The organism is Streptomyces sp. NPDC085932 (genome assembly GCF_044540525.1).
Lineage (GTDB): Bacteria > Actinomycetota > Actinomycetes > Streptomycetales > Streptomycetaceae > Streptomyces > Streptomyces levis.
Map to the genome: position 1 here is coordinate 138,464 of NZ_JBITSJ010000007.1, position 21,684 is coordinate 160,147.

A 21,684-nucleotide genomic window follows, 5' to 3' on the forward strand; every position below is an offset into this window, starting at 1 on the left:
GGGAGGGGGCCGGTCGCGGTCGCGGGTGGGTCAGTGGAGGCGGCGGGCTCCCGGGGAGGGGACCGCTTCGAAGACGCGGGGGGCGGTGAAGTCCGCCGCGGCGAAGGCCTCCGTCACCGCCTTGGTGATCGCGTCCACGTCCGCCTCCTCCGCCAGGACGATCGCCGAGCCGCCGAAGCCGCCGCCGGTCATGCGGGCGCCCAGGGCGCCGGCCGTCAGGGCCGTGTCGACGACCAGGTCAAGCTCCGGGCAGGAGATGCGGAAGTCGTCGCGCAGGGAGGCGTGGCCCTCGACGAGGACCGGGCCGATCGCGCGGGTCTCGCCGGATTCGAGGAGGGAGACGACCCGTTCGACGCGTTCGTCCTCCGTGACGACGTGGCGGACCAGGCGGCGGACCTCCTCCTCGTCGCCGAGGCGGGCCAGGGCCTCGTCCAGTTCGCCGTAGGGGATGTCGCGCAGCGCGTCCACGCCGAGCAGGGCCGCGCCCTTCTCGCAGCCCGCGCGGCGCTTGCCGTACTCGCCCTCGCTATGCGAGTGCTTGACCTGCGTGTCGACCACCAGCAGGCGCATGCCCTCGGCCGCCAGGTCGAAGGGGATCTGCCGCTGGGAGAGGTCGCGGGTGTCGAGGAACAGCGCGTGGCCGGCCTCGCAGCACGCCGACGCCGTCTGGTCCATGATGCCGACGGGGGCGCCGACGTAGACGTTCTCCGCGCGCTGGCACAGGCGGGCCAGCTGCCAGCCGCGCAGGCCGAGGGAGAACAGGTCGTTCAGGGCCAGGGCGACCACGACCTCCAGGGCCGCCGAGGACGACAGGCCCGCGCCCGAGGGGACGGTGGAGGCCAGGTGGACGTCCGCGCCGGTCACCGCGTGGCCGGCCTCGCGCAGCGCCCAGACCACGCCCGCCGGGTACGCCGTCCAGTCCTTGTCCGACTCGGGCGCGAGGTCGTCGAGGCGGAGTTCGGCCACACCGCCCTCGACGTCCGCCGAGTGCAGGCGCAGGACGCCGTCCTCGCGGCGCGAGACCGCCGCCACCGCCTGGTGCGGCAGGGCGAACGGCATGACGAAGCCGTCGTTGTAGTCGGTGTGCTCGCCGATGAGGTTGACACGGCCCGGTGCCGCCCATACCCCGTCCGGCTCGGCGCCGTACAGCTCGCTGAACCGGGAGGCGACCGTCTGCGCCACAACCTCGCTCATGCCCTGACCCCTGACCCTTCCGTATGTACTAGTTGCCGCGCCGCTGCGCGAAGTCCCACGCGTCCGCGACGATTCCCGCGAGATCCGCGCGGGACGGGTTCCAGCCCAGCTTCTCGCGGGCCGTGGCGGCCGACGCCACCAGGACCGCCGGGTCGCCGCCCCGGCGCGGGGCCACGACCTCGGGGATCGGATGGCCGGTCACGCGGCGGACCGTCTCGATGACCTCGCGGACGGAGAAGCCGTTGCCGTTGCCGAGGTTGCAGATCAGGTGCTCGCCGGGCGCGGCGGCCTTCAGGGCCAGCAGGTGGGCCTCGGCCAGGTCGGCGACGTGGATGTAGTCGCGTACGCAGGTGCCGTCCGGCGTCGGGTAGTCGTCGCCGTAGACGGAGATCGCGTCGCGCCGGCCCTGGGCGACCTGGAGGACCAGCGGGATCAGGTGGGACTCGGGGTCGTGGCGCTCGCCGTACGCGCCGTAGGCCCCGGCGACGTTGAAGTAGCGCAGGGAGACCGCGCCCAGGCCGTGCGCCGCCGCCTCGCCGGTGATCATGTGGTCGACTGCGAGCTTCGAGGCGCCGTAGGGGTTGGTGGGCTTCGTCGGGGCCGTCTCGACGATCGGGACCTGCTCCGGCTCGCCGTAGGTGGCCGCCGTGGAGGAGAAGACCAGTTTGCGGACGCCCGTCTCGCGCATCGCGGCCAGCAGGGCCATCGTGCCGCCGACGTTGTTGTCCCAGTACTTCTCCGGCTTCACGACCGACTCGCCGACCTGCGAGGACGCCGCGAAGTGCAGGACGCCGTCGAAGGAGGAGTCCAGCCACTTGGCCGCGTCGCGGATGTCGCCCTCGACGAAGGAGGCACCGGCCGGGACGCCCTCACGGAAGCCGGTGGAGAGGTTGTCGAGGACGACGACCTCGTGACCGGCCTCCAGCAGGTGCTGGGCGACCACACTGCCGACGTATCCCGCGCCGCCCGTCACCAGGTACTTCCCGCTCATGAACTCGCTACCTCTCGCAGTCGCTCGGCCGCGCGCTCCGGCGGCACGTCGTTGATGAACACGTTCATGCCGGACTCGGAACCCGCGAGAAACTTCAGCTTGCCGGAAGTGCGGCGGATGGTGAAAAGCTCGAGGTGGAGCGCGAAGTCCTCGCGCACGACGCCGTCGAACTCCTCCAGCGCGCCGAACGGGGCCTGGTGCCAGGCCGCGATGTAGGGCGTCGGAGGCTCGTTCTCACCGAAGATCCGGTCGAAGCGCCTCAAGAGTTCCAGATAGACCTTGGGGAACTCTGTGCGCGCGGCGTCGTCCAGGCCCAGCAGGTCGGGCACACGGCGCTTGGGGTAGAGGTGGACCTCGTAGGGCCAGTGCGCCGCGTAGGGCACGAACGCCACCCAGTGGTCACCCTCCAGGACGACCCGCTCGTCGGCGAGTTCGCGCTCCAGGACCGCGTCGAAGAGGTTCTCCCCGCCCGTCATCTCCTTGTGGGCGGCGACCGAGCGGAGCATCAGGGCGGTGCGCGGGGTGGTGAAGGGGTAGGCGTAGATCTGCCCGTGCGGATGCTGGAGCGTCACACCGATCTCGGCTCCCCGGTTCTCGAAGCAGAACACCTGCTCGACGGAGGAGAGATGGGACAGCTCCGACGTACGGTCCGTCCACGCGTCCAGCACCAGGCCCGCCTGCTCCTCGGAGAGAGCGGCGAAGGACGCGTCGTGGTCGGAGGTGAAGCAGACGACCTCGCAGCGGCCGGAGTCGCCGGCGAGCGAGGGGAAGCGGTTCTCGAAGACCACGACGTCGTACGAGGAGTCGGGGATCTCGCTGAGCCGGTCGCCCGCGGAGGGGCACAGGGGGCACTCGTCGGCCGGGGGGTGGTAGGTGCGGCCCTGGCGGTGGGAGGCGATGGCGACACTGTCGCCGAGCAGGGGGTCGCGGCGGATCTCGGACGTGGTGACGGTGCGGTCCAGGGGGCGGCGGTCGGCCGCACCGCGCACGGTGTCGTCACGCAGGTCGTAGTAGATGAGCTCGCGACCGTCGGCCAGCCGGGTCGAGGTCTTCTTCACGCCGGACTCCTCATCCTTCAAACATAACCGAACATATCAAAACACCGCCCCTCTCAATCGTCAACATCACAATCCAACAAAGAGCATCACCCGACGTGTTCAATTGCTGAACGCGGACACGTAGATTCCGCGAGGTATCGGTTCGCGCGACAAAGCGAGGGCTCATGCAAACCCCCACATTTCTGGCAGCCGAGCTACGGCTCCCCACCAACTGGCTCGACTACACCCTCCTCGGGATCTACTTCGTCGTCGTCCTCGGCATCGGTTTCGCCGCCAGACGTTCGGTGAAGACGAGTCTCGACTTCTTCCTCTCCGGCCGCTCCCTGCCCGCCTGGGTCACCGGTCTGGCGTTCATCGCCGCCAACCTGGGCGCGACCGAGATCCTGGGCATGGCCGCCAACAGCGCCCAGTACGGCGTCTACACGACGCACTGGTACTGGATCGGCGCCATCCCGGCCATGGTCTTCCTGGGCCTGGTCATGATGCCCTTCTACTACGGCTCCAAGGTCCGCTCGGTCCCCGAGTTCCTGCTGCTGCGCTTCGACAAGGCCGCGCACCTGCTCAGCTCGGTCCTCTTCGCCTTCGCCGCCATCCTCATCGCCGGCGTCAACCTCTACGCCCTGGCCATCGTCGTCGAGGCGCTGCTGGGCTGGCCCGAATGGGTGGCGATCGTGGTCGCCGGCTTCTTCGTCCTCGCCTACATCACCCTCGGCGGTCTCTCCTCGGCCATCTACAACGAGGTCCTCCAGTTCTTCGTGATCCTCGCCGCGCTCATCCCCATCACCGTGCTCGGCCTGAAGAGCGTCGGCGGCTGGGACGGCCTGTCCGACTCCCTCACCGAGTCCCGCGGCAGCGACTTCATGACCGCCTGGGGCGGCACGGGCATCGGCAGCGACAACCCGCTCGGCGCGAACTGGCTGACCATCGTCCTCGGCCTCGGTTTCGTCCTGTCCTTCGGCTACTGGACGACGAACTTCGCCGAGGTGCAGCGCGCCCTGTCCGCGAAGAACCTCTCGGCGGCCCAGCGCACGCCGCTGATCGCCGCCTTCCCGAAGATCTTCATCGTGTTCCTCGTGATGATCCCGGGTCTGGTCGCCGCCGTCCTGGTGCCGAAGATCGGTACGCCCGGGTCCGACCTCCAGTACAACGACGCGATCCCCTACCTGATGGAACAGCTGCTGCCCAACGGCGTGCTCGGCATCGCCGTCACCGGTCTGCTCGCGGCGTTCATGGCGGGCATGGCGGCCAACGTGTCGTCGTTCAACACGGTGTTCACGACGGACATCTGGGCCAAGTACGTGGTCCGGGACCGCGAGGACGAGTACTACGTGCGCTTCGGCCGGATCATCACCGCGATCGGCGTCATGGCCTCGATCGGCACGGCGTTCCTGGCGTCGTCCTTCTCGAACATCATGAGCTACCTCCAGACGCTGTTCTCCTTCTTCAACGTGCCGATGTTCGTGGTCTTCATCATCGGCATGTTCTGGAAGCGGGCGTCGATGAAGTCCGGCTTCTGGGGGCTGCTCGCGGGCACCACCGCCGCGATGGTCAACTACTTCGTCCTCTACAAGCAGGACATCATCGACATCCCCTCCGACCAGGGGGCCAACTTCGTCTCGGCGATCGCGGGCTTCGTCGCGGGCGCGGTCGTCATGGTGGCGGTGTCGCTCTTCACCGCGCCGAAGCCGGCGGAGGAGCTCCAAGGGCTGGTCTACGGCACGACCTCGCCCGGTATGACCGAGCCGGCTGCGCCGGGGGACGAGGCCTGGTACCGCAAGCCGGCGCTGCTCGGCTGGGGCGCGGTCATCCTGGCCGCGGCCTGCTACATCCCGTTCTCGTTCTGACCCAGGGAGGCTGACAGAACATGTCCGAGTTCTACTCCGAGAAGGACGTGCAGCGGGAGGTCTCCGAGCTGCAGGGCAAGTCGGCGACCGCGGCGCGGCTGTTCGACATCCGGCGGATCATCGGTGGGCTGTTCGTGCTGTACGGCGTGATCGTCACGATCGCGGGGCTGACGGCGTCCGATGCCGACATCGACAAGGCCGAGGGGGTGAACATCAACCTGTGGACGGGGCTGGGCATGCTCGCGCTGGGGGTGTTCTTCCTGGTGTGGCTGAAGCTGAGGCCGGTGGCACCGCCGCCGCCGGGGGTTGAGCCGGAGGACGACGAGCGGGTGGGGTGACCCGGCGGCGTCGATGCTGAGGCCGGGGTGGGTGCGCAACCCGGCGAAGCGGGGTACCGCTGCGCCCACCCTCCCCCGAGCTCTCGGCTTCGCTCGAGCAGGGGGGACCCCCATCGCCCCAGCGGCACGACCGCCCGCAGCTCAACGGGCGACGACCCGCACCCGCCGGACGGCGCGGCCCCGACCCGCAACCCACCGTCAGGCGACGGCGAGGACGCACGGCTGACGGCTCACGGCTCCCGCCGCACCGGCCCCGCCCGGTCCAGCAACCCCGTCCGGGCCGCCAGGGCCGCTGCCTCCAGGCGGGAGCCGACGCCGAGTTTCATCAGGACGCGCTGGACGTGCGTGCGGGCCGTCGACGGGGCGATGCCCATGCCCGCCGCGATCAGCCGCGTGTCCTCGCCGTCGGCGACGCGGACCAGGACCTCGACCTCCCTCGGGGTCAGCATGGACAGCAGCCGCTGTCCCTCGTCGTCCGGCTGCGCCGCCGGGTTGAGCAGCTCGCCGAACGCCCCCTGCAGCAGCTGCGGCGCCACCGCCGCCTCCCCCGCCCGCGCCTTCATGATGGCCCGCTCGACGCCCTCTATGCGCTCATCGTGCCGGACATAGCCGGAGGCCCCCGCAGCGAACGCCGCCGCGATACCCCGCGGATTCGGCACCGGGCCCAGCACCAGCACCGCCACCTGCGGCCGCTCCCGCTTGATCTTCACCACCGGGTCGAAGATCCCCGGCTCGGCCGGCGTGGCCGTCCCCAGCAGGCACACCTCGGGCGCCCGCGTGATCACCAGCTCCGCCGCCCCCGCGGCCGGCGCCGCCGCGGCCAGCACCCGGTGCCCCCGCAGCTTCAGCGCCGAGGCCAGCGCCTCCGCCAGCAGTCGGTGGTCGTCGACCACCATGAGCCGCACTCCCATCGAGCAACCCCCCAGTCACCCCAGTGCCCCTGATGGAAGCCCCCCGGCTCCCCCGCCTTCATGCCCCCGGAAGCTACACGCTTGTTCGACGTTGCGCTCCCCCTACCCGCGAGAATCGCCCCGGATCGCCGAAATTCCTCGCATTCGAGGTTGACTGGGCCAAACGCGAACGGCCCCGCCCCTGAGCAGGGACGGGGCCGTACCGGCCATCAGTCGATCAAGAAGCGGTCACCGGACGATCAGCTCGTTCCGAAGCCGACAGCGAGGTACTCCTTGTCCCGCCCGGCGGACCGCTTGCTCGCGTACACCTTGGACATGTAGAGCTGCCCGTCGCCGTACAGGAACTCGGAGTAGTCCGGCGACATGCTCGTCTCCACGTCCCGCACCTGGTCCGTCGCGGGGTTCTCCAGCAGCGTCGTCTGCTTGAAGCTGCCGCCGTCGATGCTCACGATCTGCCCGCCCTTGTCGTACGGCGGGCGCTTGTAGGCGATGACGTTGCCGCCATCCATGCGCAGCGGCGAGATCGTGTAGCCGTCTCCGGCGTCGGCCCGCTGCCCGGTCTGCTTGCCGGTCGTGAGGTCGAAGGCGACGATCTCGTTGGTCTGGCTGTACTTGCCGGTGCCGTCGTGCTCCTCGGTCGGCAGGTAGAGCCGGTCGTTGCCGACGGCCAGCTGGTTGCAGTACTCGATGCGGGTGATGCCCTCGCAGCGGGCCGCGAACTGCTCGCCCGGCGCGGAGATGCGCGTGCGCAGCTTGCCGGTCTTGTTGTCGATGGAGAAGAAGTCGGAGATGCCGCTGCCGTCGCCCGCGGAGTCGCCGACGTCGGCGGCCACCACGAGCGGGTTGGTCGACACGACGCTCGCGTACTCGATGCCCTCGGCCATCTTGTACTCCGAGATCACCTTCCCGGACTTCGGGTCGATGGTCTGGATGTGCAGCTGGCGCTGCTCGTAGGAGCCGCACTTGCGCACCGCGACCAGCTTCTCGCCGCCGCCGTACCCGGCGTCGTAGCAGGAGTCGCTCGGCTTCGGGCTCCACAGCAGTTTGCCGGAGACGTCGTAGGCGGCGCCGCCGCGGGTGCTGCCCACCGCGATGGTCTTGCCGCTGATCGTGACGTTGTCGAAGTTGATCGGGTCGCCCCCGACCTCGACCGTCTTCGTCCACAGCGTCTTGCCGGCGTCGAGGTCGACGAGCGCGATCTGGCTGCACCCGTGCGACGGCTCGGCCTTGGTCGGCATCGCGGGCTGGTGCAGGATCGCCGTCAGGCCGTCGTCGGTGACGTGGCGGCTGGTCTGGCAGACCGGGCCGTCCAGCGGGATCGACCAGAGCTTGCTGCCCTTGGTGCGGTCGTAGCCGACGAGTTCGGCGATGCCGCTCTTGACGTAGGCCTTGTCGGTGAGCCAGGAGCCGGAGACGACGACCGTGCTGTCGTTCTTCACCTCGGGCATCGGGACCTGGAACAGGACCTTGGCGGCGGGGTCGGAGGGCGCCTTCTCCTTGCCGCCGGAGGCGGTGCCGCCCTTGCCCTCGGTCGTGCCGCCGGTGGCGCCGCCGGAGCTGGCCGTGTCGTCCTTCTTGCCGTCGTCCTTGGACGAGGAGTACCAGACGCCGCCGCCGATGATCAGGGCGATCGCCACGACCGCGGCGACGATGATGGCCACCTGGGCGTTGAACTTCCCACCGCCGCCCGGCTGTCCGGGCTGCGGCTGGAGCGGCACGGTCGCCTGCGGGTAGCCGTATCCGGGCTGCTGCCCGTACCCCGGCTGCCCGTACCCGGGCTGTCCGTAGGGCACCGTCGGGGGCTGCCCGTACGGCGCCGGCTGCTGGCCGGGGTGGCCGTAGCCGGGCGGGACCTGCGGCGGCTGGGCCGGCTGCGGGGCGCCCTGCGGATAGCCGTACCCCGGCTGCGGCTGCGGCGGGGTCGCCGGTGCGGCCGGCGGAGGCGTCTGCGGGGCCTGCGGGGCCTGCGGGTAGCCGTATCCCGGCTCGGGCGCCTTGCCGAGGTTCGGCCCGCCGGCGGGCGGCGGGGTCTGCGGGGGCTGGGGCTGGTCCTGCGGCGGCCCGAACCCGCCCCCCTGCGGGGGCTGCTGGGGCGGGGGCGGAGGCTGGGTCATGACGTGAGCACCTCGGGGAAGGGGACGGGCGGCGAAGGGCGTGCGGGGAAGGGAAGGATCACTTGCCGTAGGCGAGCATCAACTTCTCCTTCGTGTCGTCGTTCCCGCTCAGCCGGGTCGTGGAGATGTAGAAGCGCCCGTCGACCCAGTCGATGTCCTTGGAGAAGAACCCGTCCTCGATGTCGGCCGCGCCCTGCGGGTTCTGCAGCAGCGTGGCCGGCTTGTGGCTGCCGCCGCCGGTCGGGATGGCGACGATCCGGCCGCCCGCGTCGTACGACGGCTGCACATAGGCGATGAGCTTGCCGCCCTCGACCTTCATCGGCAGCATCGACTCGTCGACCGGGGACTTCACCCGCCACTTCTCCTTGCCGTCGGCCAGGTTGACCGCGACGATCTCGTTCGCGCCCGTGGTGGCCTCGGTCGGCAGGTAGAGCGTGTCGCCGTCGACGGCGACGCCCTGGCAGCCCTGGAGGTCGCGCTCCAGGATGGCCCAGCCGCACTCGGGGGCGAAGTCCTCGTCGAAGCCGACCTGGGAGCGGAACTTGCCGCCGGAGGTGAAGGCGGAGATGTTCCAGGCCTTCTTGTCCTCGTTGGTGCTGTAGACGACCAGCGGGCTGACCGAGTAGGTGCGCGCGACCCGCCAGCCCTTGTCGAACGGCTGGGTCCACCGGGCCTTGCCGGTCTTCGGGTCGAGCTCCTGCACCTCGTCGTGTTCCTTGTCGGTGCCCGCGCCGCAGGAGGAGACCGCGATCAGCTTCTCGCCGCCGGCGAACGCGGACGGGAAGCAGGAGTCGCCGTAGCGCTTCTTGTCGAAGAGCTTGTCGCCGTCGGTGACGTCGTAGGCGGTGCCGGACTGGGAGCGGCCCACCATCAGCGTCGTGCCGGTGAGGGACAGCTCGACCGAGAGCGTGGAGTCGAACAGGGCGCCGTCGGCGACCTTCTCCGTCCAGCCCTTCTCGCCGGTGTTGAGGTCGACCTCCTGCAGCTGGTTGCACTTGGCGCGGTCGCTGCTGCCGCTCATGTACGCGACGACGATCTTGTCGTCGGCCGTCTTCTGCGGGGTGGTCGCGCAGATCTTCTGCGGGAAGGTGATGGCGTCCCAGGTGGGCTTGCCGTCCCCGACGTTGAAGGCGAGCAGCTGCTTGTACGCCGCCTTCACCGCCGCCTTGTCGGTGATCCACATGCCGGGGGCGTCGGCGCCGGAACCGGGCGCGTCGGGCGCCTCCTTGTACCAGAGCACCTTGGCCTCGCCGGCCTGCCTGCCCTCGTTGAGGTTCTCCGGGTCCTCGCCGCCGTCGCCGTCGCCGTCACCGGGGTTGACCGGGGCGGAGGCGTCACCCTTGGGATCGTCGCTCTGCTGCGCGACGGGCTTCTTCCTGCCCTTGCCGCTGTCGCTGCCGGTGACCGCCCAGACGGTGCCGCCGACGACGAGCAGCGCGGCCACGGCCGCACCGATGATCATCGCCGGCTTGCCCTTGAAGGGGTTGCGGGAGCCGCCGCCCGGCGGGGTGCCGGGCGCGCCCGGGAACTGCGGCTGCTGCGGGTAGCCGTAACCGGGCTGGCCGTACGGGCCGGGCTGCTGCGGCTGGCCGTACGGGCCCGGCTGCGGCTGGCCGTAGGGGCCGGAGGCGTACGGTCCGGGCCGGCCGTAGGGGCCGGGCTGCTGCGGGGGCTGCTGGGGGTAGCCGTAGCCGGGCTGCGGCGGTCCCTGCGGGGGCGGTGGGGTCTGGGGCGGGCCCTGGGGTGGCGGCGGTGTCGGTGCCCCGAAGCCACCGCCCTGCGGCGGGTCCTGCGGTGCTCCGAAGCCGCCGTTCGGCGGCTGACTGGGCGGCTGAGTCATCAGTCGCTCCCCCCGTTTCACTCAGTTTTTCAGCCACGCCCTGAGGCACGCGTCGGGCTCAGAGTCGCTTCACAAAGTTCCAAGACGGCTCTTTCTATCACCCCGTTCCGACGGCGGACCGGGCCGTCTCACCCCCTGTTCCCAAGGGAGGACCGGCCCGTGATGCCGTCGTTATGCGCCTTCACGCACCCTTCACGCGTCCTCGGCGAGTTCCAGCCAGCGCATCTCCAGCTCCTCGCGCTGACCGGCCAGCTCCCGCAGTTCGGTGTCCAGCTCGGCCACCTTCGCGAAGTCCGTGGCGTTCTCGGCGATCCGGGCGTGCAGCGTGGCCTCGCGCTCGGAGACCTTGTCGAGCTGACGCTCGATCTTCTGCAACTCCTTCTTGGCGGCGCGCTGGTCGGCGGCGCTCCTCTCCGGGGCGGCCGACTGCCGCGGCGCCGCGGCGGGGGCGGAGGCGGCCGCGGCCTCCTCCATGCGCTGCCGCCGCTCCAGGTACTCGTCGATACCGCGCGGCAGCATCCGCAGGGCGCCGTCGCCGAGCAGCGCGAAGACCCGGTCGGTGGTGCGCTCGATGAAGAACCGGTCGTGGGAGATGACGATCATCGAGCCGGGCCAGCCGTCGAGGACGTCCTCCAGCTGGGTCAGCGTCTCGATGTCGAGGTCGTTGGTGGGCTCGTCGAGGAAGAGGACGTTGGGCTCGTCCATGAGCAGGCGCAGCAGTTGCAGCCTGCGGCGCTCACCGCCGGAGAGGTCGCCGACGGGCGTCCACTGCTTCTCCTTGGAGAAGCCGAACGTCTCGCACAGCTGCCCCGCGGTCATCTCCCGGCCCTTGCCGAGGTCGACGCGCTCGCGCACCTGCTGCACCGCCTCCAGCACCCGCGTGTTCGGGTCGAGTTCGGCGACCTCCTGGGAGAGGTAGGCCAGCTTGACCGTCTTGCCGACGCGGACGCGACCGCCCACGGGCTGGGCCTCCCCGTCGGTGCGGGCCGCCTGGGCCATGGCCCGCAGCAGGGACGTCTTGCCCGCGCCGTTGACGCCGACCAGGCCGATCCGGTCACCGGGCCCGAGCTGCCAGGTGACGTGCTTGAGCAGGACCTTGGGGCCCGCCTGGACCGTGACGTCCTCCAGGTCGAACACGGTCTTGCCGAGCCGCGAGGACGCGAACCGCATCAGCTCGCTGCTGTCCCGGGGCGGGGGCACGTCCTTGATGAGCTCGTTGGCGGCCTCGACGCGGAAACGCGGCTTGGACGTACGGGCCGGGGCGCCGCGGCGCAGCCAGGCCAGCTCCTTGCGGACGAGGTTCTGCCGCTTGACCTCCTCGGTGGCGGCGATGCGCTCGCGCTCGGCCCGGGCGAAGACGTAGTCGGAGTAGCCGCCCTCGTACTCGTAGACGGCGCCGCGCTGGACGTCCCACATGCGGGTGCAGACCTGGTCCAGGAACCAGCGGTCGTGGGTGACGCAGACGAGCGCCGAGCGGCGGTTCTGCAGGTGCCGGGCGAGCCAGGCGATGCCCTCGACGTCGAGGTGGTTGGTGGGCTCGTCCAGGACGAGCAGGTCCTGCTCCTCGATGAGCAGCTTGGCGAGCGCGATGCGGCGGCGCTCACCGCCGGAGAGCGGGCCGATGACCGTGTCGAGCCCCTTGGGGAAGCCCGGCAGGTCCAGGCCGCCGAACAGGCCGGTCAGCACGTCCCTGACCTTGGCGTCGCCGGCCCACTCGTGGTCGGCCATGTCGCCGATGACCTCGTGGCGGACGGTGGCCTCGGGGTCGAGGGAGTCGTGCTGGGTGAGGACACCGATGCGCAGGCCGCCGGAGTGCGTGACGCGCCCGGTGTCGGCGTCCTCCAGCCGGGCGAGCATCCGGATCAGCGTGGTCTTGCCGTCGCCGTTGCGGCCCACGACGCCGATGCGGTCCCCTTCGGAGACGCCGAGGGAAACGCCGTCGAGCAGGGCACGGGTGCCGTACACCTTGCTGACGTTCTCGACATTGACCAGGTTGACGGCCATTTCGCTCCTGACGAGGGGGATGGATCGACCCTCCAGGGTAGTCGGGCCGCGGGGTGCTCCGGCCGGCGTGTTCAGGAGCCGGCGGAGCCCTCCCGGCGCTGCCGGTACCGGCTCACGTCCAGCAGCCTGTGGTCGAACGGCAGCTCCGGGTCGAGGGGGCCGATCCGGTGCTCGGCCTCCACGCAGCGCGGATCGTCGCGGTGGGCGAGACCGGAGACGGCACCGATGCGGACGGACTGCCGCTCGTCGTGGGTGAGGGCGAGCAGGGCGTCCCCCACCTCGGGCTCGGGCCCCCGGTGGTGCGCGAGCCAGCGGCAGGCCGCCTCGCGCACGCCGGCGTCCTCGTCACGGGCCAGGGCCAGCACCGCCGTCAGCCCCTGGGGACGGGCCGGTCCCCGGCCGTCCCCCGTCCGCTCCAGGGCGTCCGGCACCAGGGCGCGCACCCTCGGGTCGGGGTGGGTGAGCAAGGACAGGCCGACGGCCTCGATCTCCGGGGCGCTGTCGTGGGTCATGGCGTTGAGGAGGGCCGCCAGCACCTCCGGGTCCTGCTCCTGCTCGGCCCAGGGCACCAGTTCCCTGCCCCGCTCCCAGAAGGGGTCCTTGCCCTGGAAGGCGTCCCCGAGGATCAGGAACAGCAGGACCTCGGCGGCGAGCAGGCGGTGCAGCCGGTCGGGGTGGTTGAGCAGGTCCCTGGTCCACTGCCAGGTCTCCTCGTCGAACCGGCGGCCGAGCGTGAACACCACGTCGGACCAGACGACGTGGTCCCGGTCGGGGTGGGCCAGGGCCCGTGCCACCAGGTCGTCGAAGGGCGCACGGATGCCGTAGCGGACCTCCAGGGAGGTGAGGACGGCCCGGTGCCCGTCGCGCACGGTCAGGTCACCGAGGGTGAGCTGCTTGCACCACCAGCCGATCTCGGCGTCCTCGACGCGGACCCGTTCGACGGGGCCGGTGAGTCCGGTGCGGCGCCGCAGTTCCGCCTCCGCGCCCGTCTCGACCCAGTGCCGGGCGCGGGCCAGCAGTTCCTCGCGGGCCGGCGCGGGCAGGGGCACCCGGTGGGTGGCGAGCGTGAGGGTCAGCAGGTGTGATCCGCCGTCCACCGCCCGCAGCAGCGGGGTGCTGCCGTCGGGCAGGCGGCGCAGGGGGTCGGCGCCGCCCTCCAGCAGGGCTTCGGTCACGGGTTCGTCGTGGGCGGCGACCGCCCGGCACAGGACCGGCAGGCCCTCGTCCGGGGTCTCGGGATCGGCTCCGGCCTCCAGCAGGGCCCGCACCTCGTCCGCGTCACCCCGCCGCACCGCCGCGACCAGATCCCCCACGCTCGCGCCTCCCCCGTGGTCCGGAACAACCGGGGGAGCCTAAGCGCCGACGACCGGTCACCGCACGCGATTAACCTGCGGGGACCCTCGCGACGGACACCGGCCGCCGTCGCTGTCAGCGGCCGGCCGCCGCGCTGTCAGTGCCTCGTGACCGTCGCCCCGGGGGCCGGGCCGGAGGCCGTGCGCACCGTGCGGCACGTGCCGGACGCCGTCAGGGCCTGTGCCACCGCGGCCGCCGACTCGGGGTCGCGGACGAGGAACGCCGTGGTCGGGCCGGAGCCGGAGACCAGGGCGGCCAGGGCGCCCGCGGCACGGCCCGTGGCCAGGGTGCCGGCGAGTTCCGGGAAGAGGGAGAGCGCGGCGGGCTGCAGGTCGTTGGAGACGGCCGCGGCGAGCGCGTCCGGGTCGCCCTTGGCGAGCGCGGCGAGGAGTTCCTGCGAGGCGACGGGCTCGGGGATGTCCGTGCCCTCGCCGAGCCGGTCGAACTCCCGGAACACGGCCGGGGTGGACAGGCCCCGCCCGGCCATGGCGAACACCCAGTGGAAGGAGCCGCCGACCTCCAGGGGCGTCAGCCGCTCGCCCCGGCCGACGCCGAGAGCGGCCCCGCCGACCAGGCTGAACGGCACGTCGCTGCCCAGCTCGGCGCAGATTTCCAGGAGTTCCTCACGGGAGGCGCCGGTGCCCCAGAGCGCGTCGCAGGCGACCAGGGCACCGGCGCCGTCCGCGCTGCCGCCCGCCATGCCGCCGGCGACCGGGATGTCCTTGGCGATGTGGACGTGGACGTCGGGGCTGCGGCCGTACCGCTCGGCCAGCGCGATCGCCGCCCGCGCCGCCAGGTTCGTACGGTCCAGGGGGACCTGGTCGGCGTCGGGGCCCTCGCAGGTGACGCGGAGTTCCTCGGCCGGGGTGACGGTGATCTCGTCATGGAGGCCGACCGCGAGGAAGACGTTGGCCAGGTCGTGGAAGCCGTCGGGGCGGGCGGCGCCCACCGCCAGCTGGACGTTGACCTTGGCGGGGACGCGGACCGTGACGCTCACGCGGTCTCCTTCTGCTGGTGCCGGGTGGACGTGGCGCTCACGCGGTCTCCTCCTGCCGGTGCCGGGTGGACGTGGCGCTCACGCGGTCTCCTCCCGCCGGTGCCGGTTCGCCCGGTGCTCGGCGATGCGCGCGAACTCCTCCACGGTCAGGGACTCGCCCCGGGCCTGCGGCGAGACCCCGGCGGCGACGAGGGCCTCCTCGGCGGCGGCCGCGGAGCCCGCCCAGCCGGCCAGGGCGGCCCGCAGCGTCTTGCGGCGCTGGGCGAAGGCCGCGTCGACCACGGCGAACACCTCGGCCTTCGACGCGGTCGTCTTGACCGGCTCGGCCCGGCGGACCAGGGAGACCAGGCCGCTGTCCACGTTCGGCGCGGGCCAGAAGACGTTCCGGCCGATGGCCCCGGCGCGCTTGACCTCGGCGTACCAGTTGGCCTTGACCGACGGGACGCCGTACACCTTCGAGCCGGGTCCGGCGGCGAGGCGGTCGGCGACCTCCGCCTGGACCATCACGAGGGTGCGCTCGATGCTCGGGAAGGTGTCGAGCATGTGCAGCAGGACCGGGACGGCCACGTTGTAGGGGAGGTTGGCGACGAGCGCGGTCGGGGCGGGGCCCGGCAGCTCGGCGACGTGCATCGCGTCGGAGTGGACCAGCGCGAAACGGTCCGCGCGCCCCGGCATGCGGGCCGTGACGGTCGCGGGCAGCGCGCCGGCGAGCACGTCGTCGATCTCCACGGCCGTGACCCGGTCGGCCACTTCCAGCAGTGCGAGGGTGAGCGACCCGAGCCCCGGGCCGACCTCGACGACGACGTCCTCGGGGCGGACCTCGGCGGTGCGGACGATACGGCGGACGGTGTTCGCGTCGATGACGAAGTTCTGTCCGCGCTGTTTGGTGGGGCGGACGCCGAGGGCTGCCGCGAGCTCGCGGATGTCGGCGGGGCCGAGGAGGGCGTCGGGGGCGGGGCTGGTCACGGGGACAAGGGTACGGGGGGTTTCGTGCCCGCCTACCCGCGCAGCCGCCCCCCGCAGTGCGGCCAGGGGCCGGCGCCGCGTCGCACGTACAGCTTCTTCGCCCGGTACGTCTGTTCCGCCGCCGGGGCGTCCTGGGGCCGTCCGCTGCCGCCGAGCGCCTGCCAGGTGCGGGTGTCGAACTGGTACAGGCCGCCGTAGGTGCCGGAGGGGTCGACCGCGTCGGGGCGGCCGCCGGACTCGCAGGCCGCGAGGCCCTGCCAGTCGAGGTGGTCGGCGCCCCGCACGGACTGGGGCCGTGGCTTGGTGCCGACCCTGACCAGCTGCGAGCGGGGCTCGCGCACCACCTCGGTCCTGACCCGGCGCGGCTTCTGCTTGACGCCGTTGACCGTGCGCAGGGAGTAGGTGATGCGGCGCAGGCCCGGCTCGCCCACGCGCTCCACGACCTCCGTGCCCCGGAACAGCTCCGGATCCTCCGTGCGCCGCACCTGGAAGGGGATCGGCTCCTCGCGGACCTCCTTGCCGCCGGTGATGCGCAGCACCGTGACGGTCTGCCCGTCGCGCGGGAAGCTGCCCTGCGGGACGGACGTGGTGTCCTGGCCGCGCAGGGTGATGCCGGCCTCCTCGACGGCCTCCCGGACGGTCGCCGCGTTGGTGCGCACGGTGCGGGCCCGGCCGTCCGCCATGACCGTGACCGTGCGCTCGGTCCGCACGTCCAGGGCGAGCCCTTCGCGCCCGATGCGCCGGGAGCGCGAGGTGGACACGTACGCGCCCTCCTGGCGCACCCCCAGTTGCCGGAGCGCTCCCGCCACCGTGCGGGCGGTGGTCCACACCTGGCGCCGGTGGCCGTCGAGGGTGAGCCGCACGGGGCGGGCGTAGTGCACGGCGATCTCGTCGCCGCTGGTCAGCTCCGTGCCGGGGCCGGGGGCCACGACGTCGTGGGCGCCGAGTTCGACGCCCTCCTCGGCGAGGAGCTCGGTGACGTCGTCGGCGAAGGTGTGCAGGGTGCGCGTCTCGCCGTCGACGTTCAGCTCGACGGCCTTGTCCTCGGCGACGAACGCCGTGGTGCCGCCGGCGAGGAAGGCCACGACCAGGGCCTGCGGGAGCAGCCGGCGCACCGAGCTGTCGGGGCGCTCGGTGGAGCGTGCCTTCCGCCGCCGCGCGGACCTGCGGTGCGAGCCGGCGCGCGCCGCGGCGCGTGCTGCGGCGCGGGACCCCGCGCGCTCGTCCGGGCCCCGGCCCGGTTCCGGCTCCGCCCCCGGTTCCGCCGGGAACACCGGGAACGCGGGTACCGTCCGCCCGTCCGGGCCGCCCGCGCCCTGGCGGGGCAGTCCGGGCAGGGGCGGTGCCTCGTAGGCGGGCCGGTAGGTGTCCCTTCGCGCGCCCGGTGCCCCGGGCGTCCCGCGGCCGAGCGTCTCGGCGCCGTGCAGATCGGCGGGCGGCGCGTCGAAGCCGCCGTACACGGGGTCCGCGCAGGCCGAACCGTACGTCTGGTACGGCTCGTACGGCTCGGGCTCGTAGGGCTCGTACGGCTCGTACGACGCATACGGCTCGTACGACGCGCCTGTCTCGTACGGCTCGTACGTCTCGTACCGGGAGTTGCTCACGCCGACACGCTCCAGGGGCCGAGGGGTCCAGAGGGGTCCGGATCGGGCCCCCAGAACCTAGCGGAGCGGTCGTCACTCTCCAAAGCGACGCGACTACGCACAGTCGTGCGGCCGGGGTGGTGCGGCGGTCCCGGGGGTCAGTATCCGAACGCGCGTGCCGTGTTCGCCCCGAGCGCCTCGGCCAGGGTGTCCTCGTCGATGCCGCGCACGGCGGCCATGGCCCGCACCGTGACCGGCACGAGGTAGGGGGCGTTGGGACGCCCGCGGTAGGGCGCCGGAGTGAGGAAGGGGGCGTCCGTCTCCACGAGCAGCAGCTCCAGCGGGGCGACGGCCACCGCGTCCCGCAGGTTCCGGGCGTTCTTGAAGGTGACGTTGCCGGCGAAGGACATGTAGTAGCCCGCGCTCGCGCAGATCCCGGCCATCTCGGCGTCGCCGGAGTAGCAGTGGAAGACGGTCCGCTCGGGGGCGCCCTCCTCCTTCAGCACGCGCAGGACGTCGGCGTGCGCCTCGCGGTCGTGGATGACCAGGGCCTTGCCGTGCCGCTTGGCGATCTCGATGTGGGCGCGGAAGGACCGCTCCTGCGCGTCCTTGCCCTCGGGCCCGGTGCGGAAGTAGTCGAGGCCGGTCTCGCCGACGCCCTTGACCTGCTCCAGCGCGGCCAGCCGGTCGATCTCGGCGAGCGCGTCGTCCAGGGCCGCCTGCCCGCCGGGTGCGCGTGCGCCCTGCCGGGACCAGCCGTCGGGGTCGCCGTGGACGATCCGGGGCGCCTCGTTCGGGTGCAGGGCGACCGTCGCGTGGACGGCGTCGTGCGCGGCGGCCGTCTCGGCCGCCCAGCGGGAGCCCTTGAGGTCGCAGCCGACCTGCACGACGGTCGTCACCCCGACCGACGCCGCCTTGGCCAGTGCCTCCTCCACCGTGCCGGACTGCATGTCCAGGTGGGTGTGGGAGTCGGCGACCGGCACCCGCAGGGGTTCCGGCAGCGGGGGCGCGGCGTTCTTGTCGGCGTCGTTCGAAGGCATGCTGCCGATCCTACGAAAGGGCGGCCGCTGCGAAGGGGCGACGCCCTCCCCTGCGGGGGAGGAGGGGGGAGGGCGTCGACAAGGAGAGCCGGACGGGTCAGCTCGCCTTGCGCTGGAAGGGGTGCAGCAGGTCGGACAGGTGCCAGTGGTGCGGTTCGCGCTGTTCGGACGGGCCCTCGGCCTGCGGGGCGGGCGCCTGGACGGGCCCGGCGGGCGGCGGCACGCGGTGGGACCGGTGGGCCGCGTCACGCGCCGAGGCGACCCTGCCGGGCCGCATGATCCGCAGCACGTGCCCGTCGCAGTTGTGGCAGGTGGGCCTGCTCAGGGGGGAGGGCACGACCTTGCCGTCCGCGACGTAGAGGACGAACTCGTGGCCCGTGGCGTCCGTGTGGTGCTCTATCTCGTACGACTGCTCCCACCCGTGCCCGCACCGCATGCAGGCGAAGGAGTAGGACTCGTTGACGACGGCGGTCGCACCGGCGCGGAGCCCGGTCTGCCCTGCGATCTCACTCATGCCAGCTCCTGTTCCGCTGTGGCGTGGGGACGATGCCGTCCCCACGACCCAGTGGACTCCTCGGCCGGACCGATGGCAGCAGACCTGTCGACTGTTGGCCCCGTTTTGGGTGTCCCTTGCCTCAGACCCCCGGCGCGTTTACCCCCGCATGGGGCGCCCGCTCAAACGACAAGCGCCCTGCTCAGGGGGTGTCGGTCTCAGCCGGAGTTCTTCGCGGCGACCACGGCGTCGAACACGACCCTCTTGGGCACACCGGCCTCCACGGCCACCGCGGCGATGGCCTCCTTGCGCCGCTCCCCCGCCTCCTCCCGCACGCGCACCCGCCGCACCAGCTCCTCGGGGCCGACGTCCTCCGCCCCCTTCTCCGGCGCCCCCTCCACCACGACGGTGATCTCCCCGCGCACGCCCTGGGCGGCCCAGACGGCCAGCTCGCCGAGCCCGCCGCGCCGCACCTCCTCGTACGTCTTGGTCAGCTCCCGGCACACCGCCGCCCGCCGCTCCGGCCCGAACACCTCGGCCATCGCCGCCAGGGTGTCGTCCAGCCGGTGAGGCGCCTCGAAGTACACGAGCGTGCGCCGCTCCCCGGCGACCTCCCGCAGCCGCCCGAGCCGCTCCCCCGCCTTGCGCGGCAGGAACCCCTCGAAGCAGAACCGGTCGACGGGCAGTCCGGACAGCGCGAGCGCGGTGAGCACCGCGGACGGCCCGGGCACGGCCGTCACCCGCACGTCCCGCTCGACCGCGGCCGCGACCAGCCGGTAGCCCGGGTCGGACACGGACGGCATCCCCGCGTCCGTGACGAGCAGCACCCGCGCCCCGCCCACCAGTTCCTCGACCAGCTCCGGCGTCCGCGCGGACTCGTTGCCCTCGAAGTACGACACCACCCGCCCCCCGGGCGTGACGTCCAGCGCCTGGGTCAGCCGGCGCAGCCGCCGCGTGTCCTCGGCGGCGATCACGTCGGCCCCGGCCAGTTCCTCGGCGAGCCGGGGCGGCGCGTCCGCGATGTCGCCGATGGGGGTGCCTGCGAGTACGAGGGTTCCGGTCACGCCCCCATCCTCCCAGGGGTGCCGGGTGCGGACCGCCGGGGTGGGGGCGGGGCACTCCTCCCAGGGGCGGAGGATGCGGACGCATACCGGCCATGCACGGGACTCACACAGCACGGTTCCCTACGATGGCGCGGTGACCAGTACCGCGTCCTCCACGGACACCCGGCAGGGCCAGGCGCCGCTCGAACAGCGGCCGCCCTGGCAGCAGCGGCTGCGCCGCTTCGGCTACCAGGGGCAGCCCAGAAGCGACGCCCGTGACGTCCGTGACCGCCTGGTGCCGCCGTACACCGAGCCCTCGCCGCGCCTGTGGGCGGCGCTCGGCGTCCCGCACACCCTGGCGGGGCGGCTGGTGCGCTGGTCGGGCTGGATCGGCCCGCTGCTCGTCACGCTGCTGGCGGGGGTGCTGCGGTTCTGGAACCTGGGCAGCCCCAGGGCGGTGATATTCGACGAGACGTACTACGCCAAGGACGCCTGGGCGCTCGTCCACCGCGGCTTCGAGGTCAACTGGGCCAAGAACGCCAACGACCTGGTCCTGTCGTCCGGTGGGAACGTGAAGCTCCCGACCGACGCGGCCTATGTCGTGCACCCGCCGGTCGGCAAGTACGTCATCGGGCTCGGCGAGCTGATGTTCGGCTTCGACCCGTTCGGCTGGCGGTTCATGACGGCCCTGCTCGGCACGTTGTCGGTGCTGCTGCTGTGCCGGATCGGCCGCCGGCTGTTCCGCTCCACGTTCCTGGGGTGCCTGGCGGGCGCGCTGATGGCGCTGGACGGCCTGCACTTCGTCATGAGCCGCACGGCGCTGCTCGACGGTGTGCTGATGTTCTTCGTGCTGGCCGCGTTCGGCTGTCTGCTGGTCGACCGGGACAAGGCCCGGGAGCGACTGGCCGCCGCGCTCCCGGTGGACGCCGACGGCCGGGTCCGGCCCGACCGGCACGCTGCGGAGGCGACCCGCCTCGGCCGGCGCCCCTGGCGCTGGGCGGCGGGCCTGATGCTCGGGCTGGCCATCGGCACGAAGTGGAACGGCCTGTACATCCTGGCCGCGTTCTGCCTGATGGCGGTGTTGTGGGACGTCGCCTCGCGCCGGGTCGCCGGTGCGCGGCACCCCTACACCGCGGTCCTGCGCCGTGACACGCCGCTGGCGTTCCTCGCCACGGTGCCGGTCGCCCTCGTCACCTACCTCGCCTCCTGGACCGGCTGGATCCTCTCCTCGACGAACGGCTCCGGCGGCTACTACCGAAACTGGGCCGCCACCGACGGCAAGGGCGGCAGCTGGACGTTCCTGCCCGACTGGCTGCGCAGCCTGTGGCACTACGAGAACCAGGTCTACGAGTTCCACGTCGGGCTGTCCTCGCCGCACACCTACCAGTCCAACCCCTGGAGCTGGCTGGTCCTGGGCCGCCCGGTGTCGTACTTCTACGAGTCCCCGGCGCCCGGCAAGGACGGCTGCCCCTCCGACGCCGGCGAGAAGTGCGCCCGCGAGGTCCTGGCCCTCGGCACGCCCCTGCTGTGGTGGGTCGCCTGCTTCGCGGTGCTGTACGTGCTGTGGCGCTGGTTCTTCCGCCGCGACTGGCGCGCGGGCGCCATCGCCTGCGGCATCGCGGCCGGCTACCTGCCCTGGTTCATGTACCAGGAGCGCACGATCTTCTTCTTCTACGCCGTCGTCTTCCTGCCCTTCCTGTGCCTGGCGGTGGCGATGCTCCTCGGCGCGATCATCGGGCCACCCCGCTCCTCGGACACCCGCCGCGTCGCGGGCGCCACGGCCGCGGGTGTCCTGGTCCTGCTGATCACCTGGAACTTCATCTATTTCTGGCCCCTGTACACCGGCCAGGCCATCCCGATCGACGACTGGCGGTCGCGGATGTGGCTGGACACCTGGGTCTGAATCCGTATTCGG

Annotated in this window: 17 protein-coding genes; 3 read left to right on the top strand and 14 right to left on the bottom strand. The window is 72.3% G+C overall.

Features of this window, described 5'->3' with window-relative positions; all coding sequences use genetic code 11:
• Window positions 1–30: 30 nt before the first annotated feature.
• The 3 genes from galK to galT are packed head-to-tail and all read right to left on the bottom strand — an operon-like array spanning window position 31 to window position 3,243.
• On the bottom strand, window positions 31–1,194 hold the full coding sequence (galK, locus tag ACIGAQ_RS30735; RefSeq protein WP_311681650.1) for a galactokinase: 1,164 nt from the start codon (window positions 1,192–1,194) through the stop codon (window positions 31–33).
• Window positions 1,195–1,222: 28 nt separating this feature from the next.
• Complete coding sequence (gene galE / locus ACIGAQ_RS30740; protein WP_311681648.1) at window positions 1,223–2,185, bottom strand: UDP-glucose 4-epimerase GalE; 963 nt, start codon at window positions 2,183–2,185, stop codon at window positions 1,223–1,225.
• Entirely contained in the window at window positions 2,182–3,243 is a 1,062-nt protein-coding gene (gene galT / locus ACIGAQ_RS30745) for a galactose-1-phosphate uridylyltransferase (protein ID WP_362279677.1), read from the bottom strand. Before galT ends, galE begins: the two co-directional genes overlap by 4 nt.
• A 164-nt stretch (window positions 3,244–3,407) precedes the next feature.
• On the opposite strand from galT, the gene ACIGAQ_RS30750 reads away from it, so the two are divergent.
• Both ACIGAQ_RS30750 and ACIGAQ_RS30755 read left to right on the top strand, forming a co-directional pair.
• Entirely contained in the window at window positions 3,408–5,087 is a 1,680-nt protein-coding gene (locus ACIGAQ_RS30750; RefSeq protein ID WP_362279675.1) for a sodium:solute symporter family protein, read from the top strand.
• A gap of 20 nt (window positions 5,088–5,107) precedes the next feature.
• A complete protein-coding gene (locus tag ACIGAQ_RS30755) occupies window positions 5,108–5,425 on the top strand; it encodes a hypothetical protein (RefSeq protein ID WP_311681645.1) in 318 nt (105 codons plus the stop codon).
• A 230-nt stretch (window positions 5,426–5,655) separates the two neighbouring features.
• Here ACIGAQ_RS30755 and ACIGAQ_RS30760 read toward each other — a convergent pair whose 3' ends face one another.
• The 11 genes from ACIGAQ_RS30760 to rsmI all read right to left on the bottom strand — a co-directional run bounded on the left by ACIGAQ_RS30760 (window position 5,656) and on the right by rsmI (window position 19,790).
• Window positions 5,656–6,336 (bottom strand): response regulator transcription factor, encoded by a 681-nt coding sequence (locus ACIGAQ_RS30760; protein ID WP_311681644.1) that lies wholly within the window; start codon window positions 6,334–6,336, stop codon window positions 5,656–5,658.
• A 239-nt stretch (window positions 6,337–6,575) separates the two neighbouring features.
• The gene (locus ACIGAQ_RS30765) at window positions 6,576–8,450 is read right to left on the bottom strand and encodes a PQQ-binding-like beta-propeller repeat protein (protein ID WP_399788705.1); all 1,875 of its coding nucleotides are present in this window, start codon (window positions 8,448–8,450) and stop codon (window positions 6,576–6,578) included.
• A 58-nt stretch (window positions 8,451–8,508) separates the two neighbouring features.
• The gene (locus tag ACIGAQ_RS30770) at window positions 8,509–10,290 is read right to left on the bottom strand and encodes a PQQ-binding-like beta-propeller repeat protein (protein WP_399788708.1); all 1,782 of its coding nucleotides are present in this window, start codon (window positions 10,288–10,290) and stop codon (window positions 8,509–8,511) included.
• A gap of 192 nt (window positions 10,291–10,482) precedes the next feature.
• Window positions 10,483–12,294 carry an ABC-F family ATP-binding cassette domain-containing protein gene (locus ACIGAQ_RS30775; RefSeq protein ID WP_311681640.1) on the bottom strand — a complete coding sequence of 604 codons (1,812 nt, stop codon included), beginning with the start codon at window positions 12,292–12,294 and terminating at the stop codon, window positions 10,483–10,485.
• A gap of 71 nt (window positions 12,295–12,365) precedes the next feature.
• Window positions 12,366–13,607: a HEAT repeat domain-containing protein gene (locus tag ACIGAQ_RS30780; RefSeq protein ID WP_399788712.1), complete on the bottom strand. Its 1,242-nt coding sequence runs from the start codon at window positions 13,605–13,607 to the stop codon at window positions 12,366–12,368.
• A 137-nt stretch (window positions 13,608–13,744) separates the two neighbouring features.
• Complete coding sequence (locus ACIGAQ_RS30785) at window positions 13,745–14,644, bottom strand: 4-(cytidine 5'-diphospho)-2-C-methyl-D-erythritol kinase (RefSeq protein ID WP_399788715.1); 900 nt, start codon at window positions 14,642–14,644, stop codon at window positions 13,745–13,747.
• Between the two features lie 78 nt (window positions 14,645–14,722).
• Window positions 14,723–15,610 carry a 16S rRNA (adenine(1518)-N(6)/adenine(1519)-N(6))-dimethyltransferase RsmA gene (rsmA, locus tag ACIGAQ_RS30790; protein ID WP_362279663.1) on the bottom strand — a complete coding sequence of 296 codons (888 nt, stop codon included), beginning with the start codon at window positions 15,608–15,610 and terminating at the stop codon, window positions 14,723–14,725.
• Window positions 15,611–15,642: 32 nt separating this feature from the next.
• A complete protein-coding gene (locus ACIGAQ_RS30795; protein WP_399788719.1) occupies window positions 15,643–17,214 on the bottom strand; it encodes a ubiquitin-like domain-containing protein in 1,572 nt (523 codons plus the stop codon).
• Window positions 17,215–17,351: 137 nt separating this feature from the next.
• The gene (locus ACIGAQ_RS30800) at window positions 17,352–18,233 is read right to left on the bottom strand and encodes a TatD family hydrolase (RefSeq protein ID WP_311681634.1); all 882 of its coding nucleotides are present in this window, start codon (window positions 18,231–18,233) and stop codon (window positions 17,352–17,354) included.
• A 97-nt stretch (window positions 18,234–18,330) separates the two neighbouring features.
• Complete coding sequence (locus ACIGAQ_RS30805; protein WP_311681633.1) at window positions 18,331–18,747, bottom strand: hypothetical protein; 417 nt, start codon at window positions 18,745–18,747, stop codon at window positions 18,331–18,333.
• A 197-nt stretch (window positions 18,748–18,944) separates the two neighbouring features.
• Entirely contained in the window at window positions 18,945–19,790 is an 846-nt protein-coding gene (rsmI, locus tag ACIGAQ_RS30810) for a 16S rRNA (cytidine(1402)-2'-O)-methyltransferase (RefSeq protein WP_399788722.1), read from the bottom strand.
• A gap of 133 nt (window positions 19,791–19,923) precedes the next feature.
• Between rsmI and ACIGAQ_RS30815 the strand changes: the two genes are divergently transcribed.
• On the top strand, window positions 19,924–21,672 hold the full coding sequence (locus ACIGAQ_RS30815; protein ID WP_399788725.1) for a dolichyl-phosphate-mannose--protein mannosyltransferase: 1,749 nt from the start codon (window positions 19,924–19,926) through the stop codon (window positions 21,670–21,672).
• The last annotated feature ends 12 nt before the right edge of the window (window positions 21,673–21,684 follow it).

Excerpts from the sequence above, each read along its gene's own strand:
- galK (WP_311681650.1), bottom strand. The coding sequence starts at position 1,194 with ATGAGCGAGGTTGTGGCGCAGACGGTCGCCTCCCGGTTCAGCGAGCTG.
- galE (WP_311681648.1), bottom strand. The coding sequence starts at position 2,185 with ATGAGCGGGAAGTACCTGGTGACGGGCGGCGCGGGATACGTCGGCAGT.
- ACIGAQ_RS30750 (WP_362279675.1), top strand. The coding sequence starts at position 3,408 with ATGCAAACCCCCACATTTCTGGCAGCCGAGCTACGGCTCCCCACCAAC.
- ACIGAQ_RS30755 (WP_311681645.1), top strand. The coding sequence starts at position 5,108 with ATGTCCGAGTTCTACTCCGAGAAGGACGTGCAGCGGGAGGTCTCCGAG.
- ACIGAQ_RS30760 (WP_311681644.1), bottom strand. The coding sequence starts at position 6,336 with ATGGGAGTGCGGCTCATGGTGGTCGACGACCACCGACTGCTGGCGGAG.
- ACIGAQ_RS30765 (WP_399788705.1), bottom strand. The coding sequence starts at position 8,450 with ATGACCCAGCCTCCGCCCCCGCCCCAGCAGCCCCCGCAGGGGGGCGGG.
- ACIGAQ_RS30770 (WP_399788708.1), bottom strand. The coding sequence starts at position 10,290 with ATGACTCAGCCGCCCAGTCAGCCGCCGAACGGCGGCTTCGGAGCACCG.
- ACIGAQ_RS30775 (WP_311681640.1), bottom strand. The coding sequence starts at position 12,294 with ATGGCCGTCAACCTGGTCAATGTCGAGAACGTCAGCAAGGTGTACGGC.
- ACIGAQ_RS30800 (WP_311681634.1), bottom strand. The coding sequence starts at position 18,233 with ATGCCTTCGAACGACGCCGACAAGAACGCCGCGCCCCCGCTGCCGGAA.
- ACIGAQ_RS30805 (WP_311681633.1), bottom strand. The coding sequence starts at position 18,747 with ATGAGTGAGATCGCAGGGCAGACCGGGCTCCGCGCCGGTGCGACCGCC.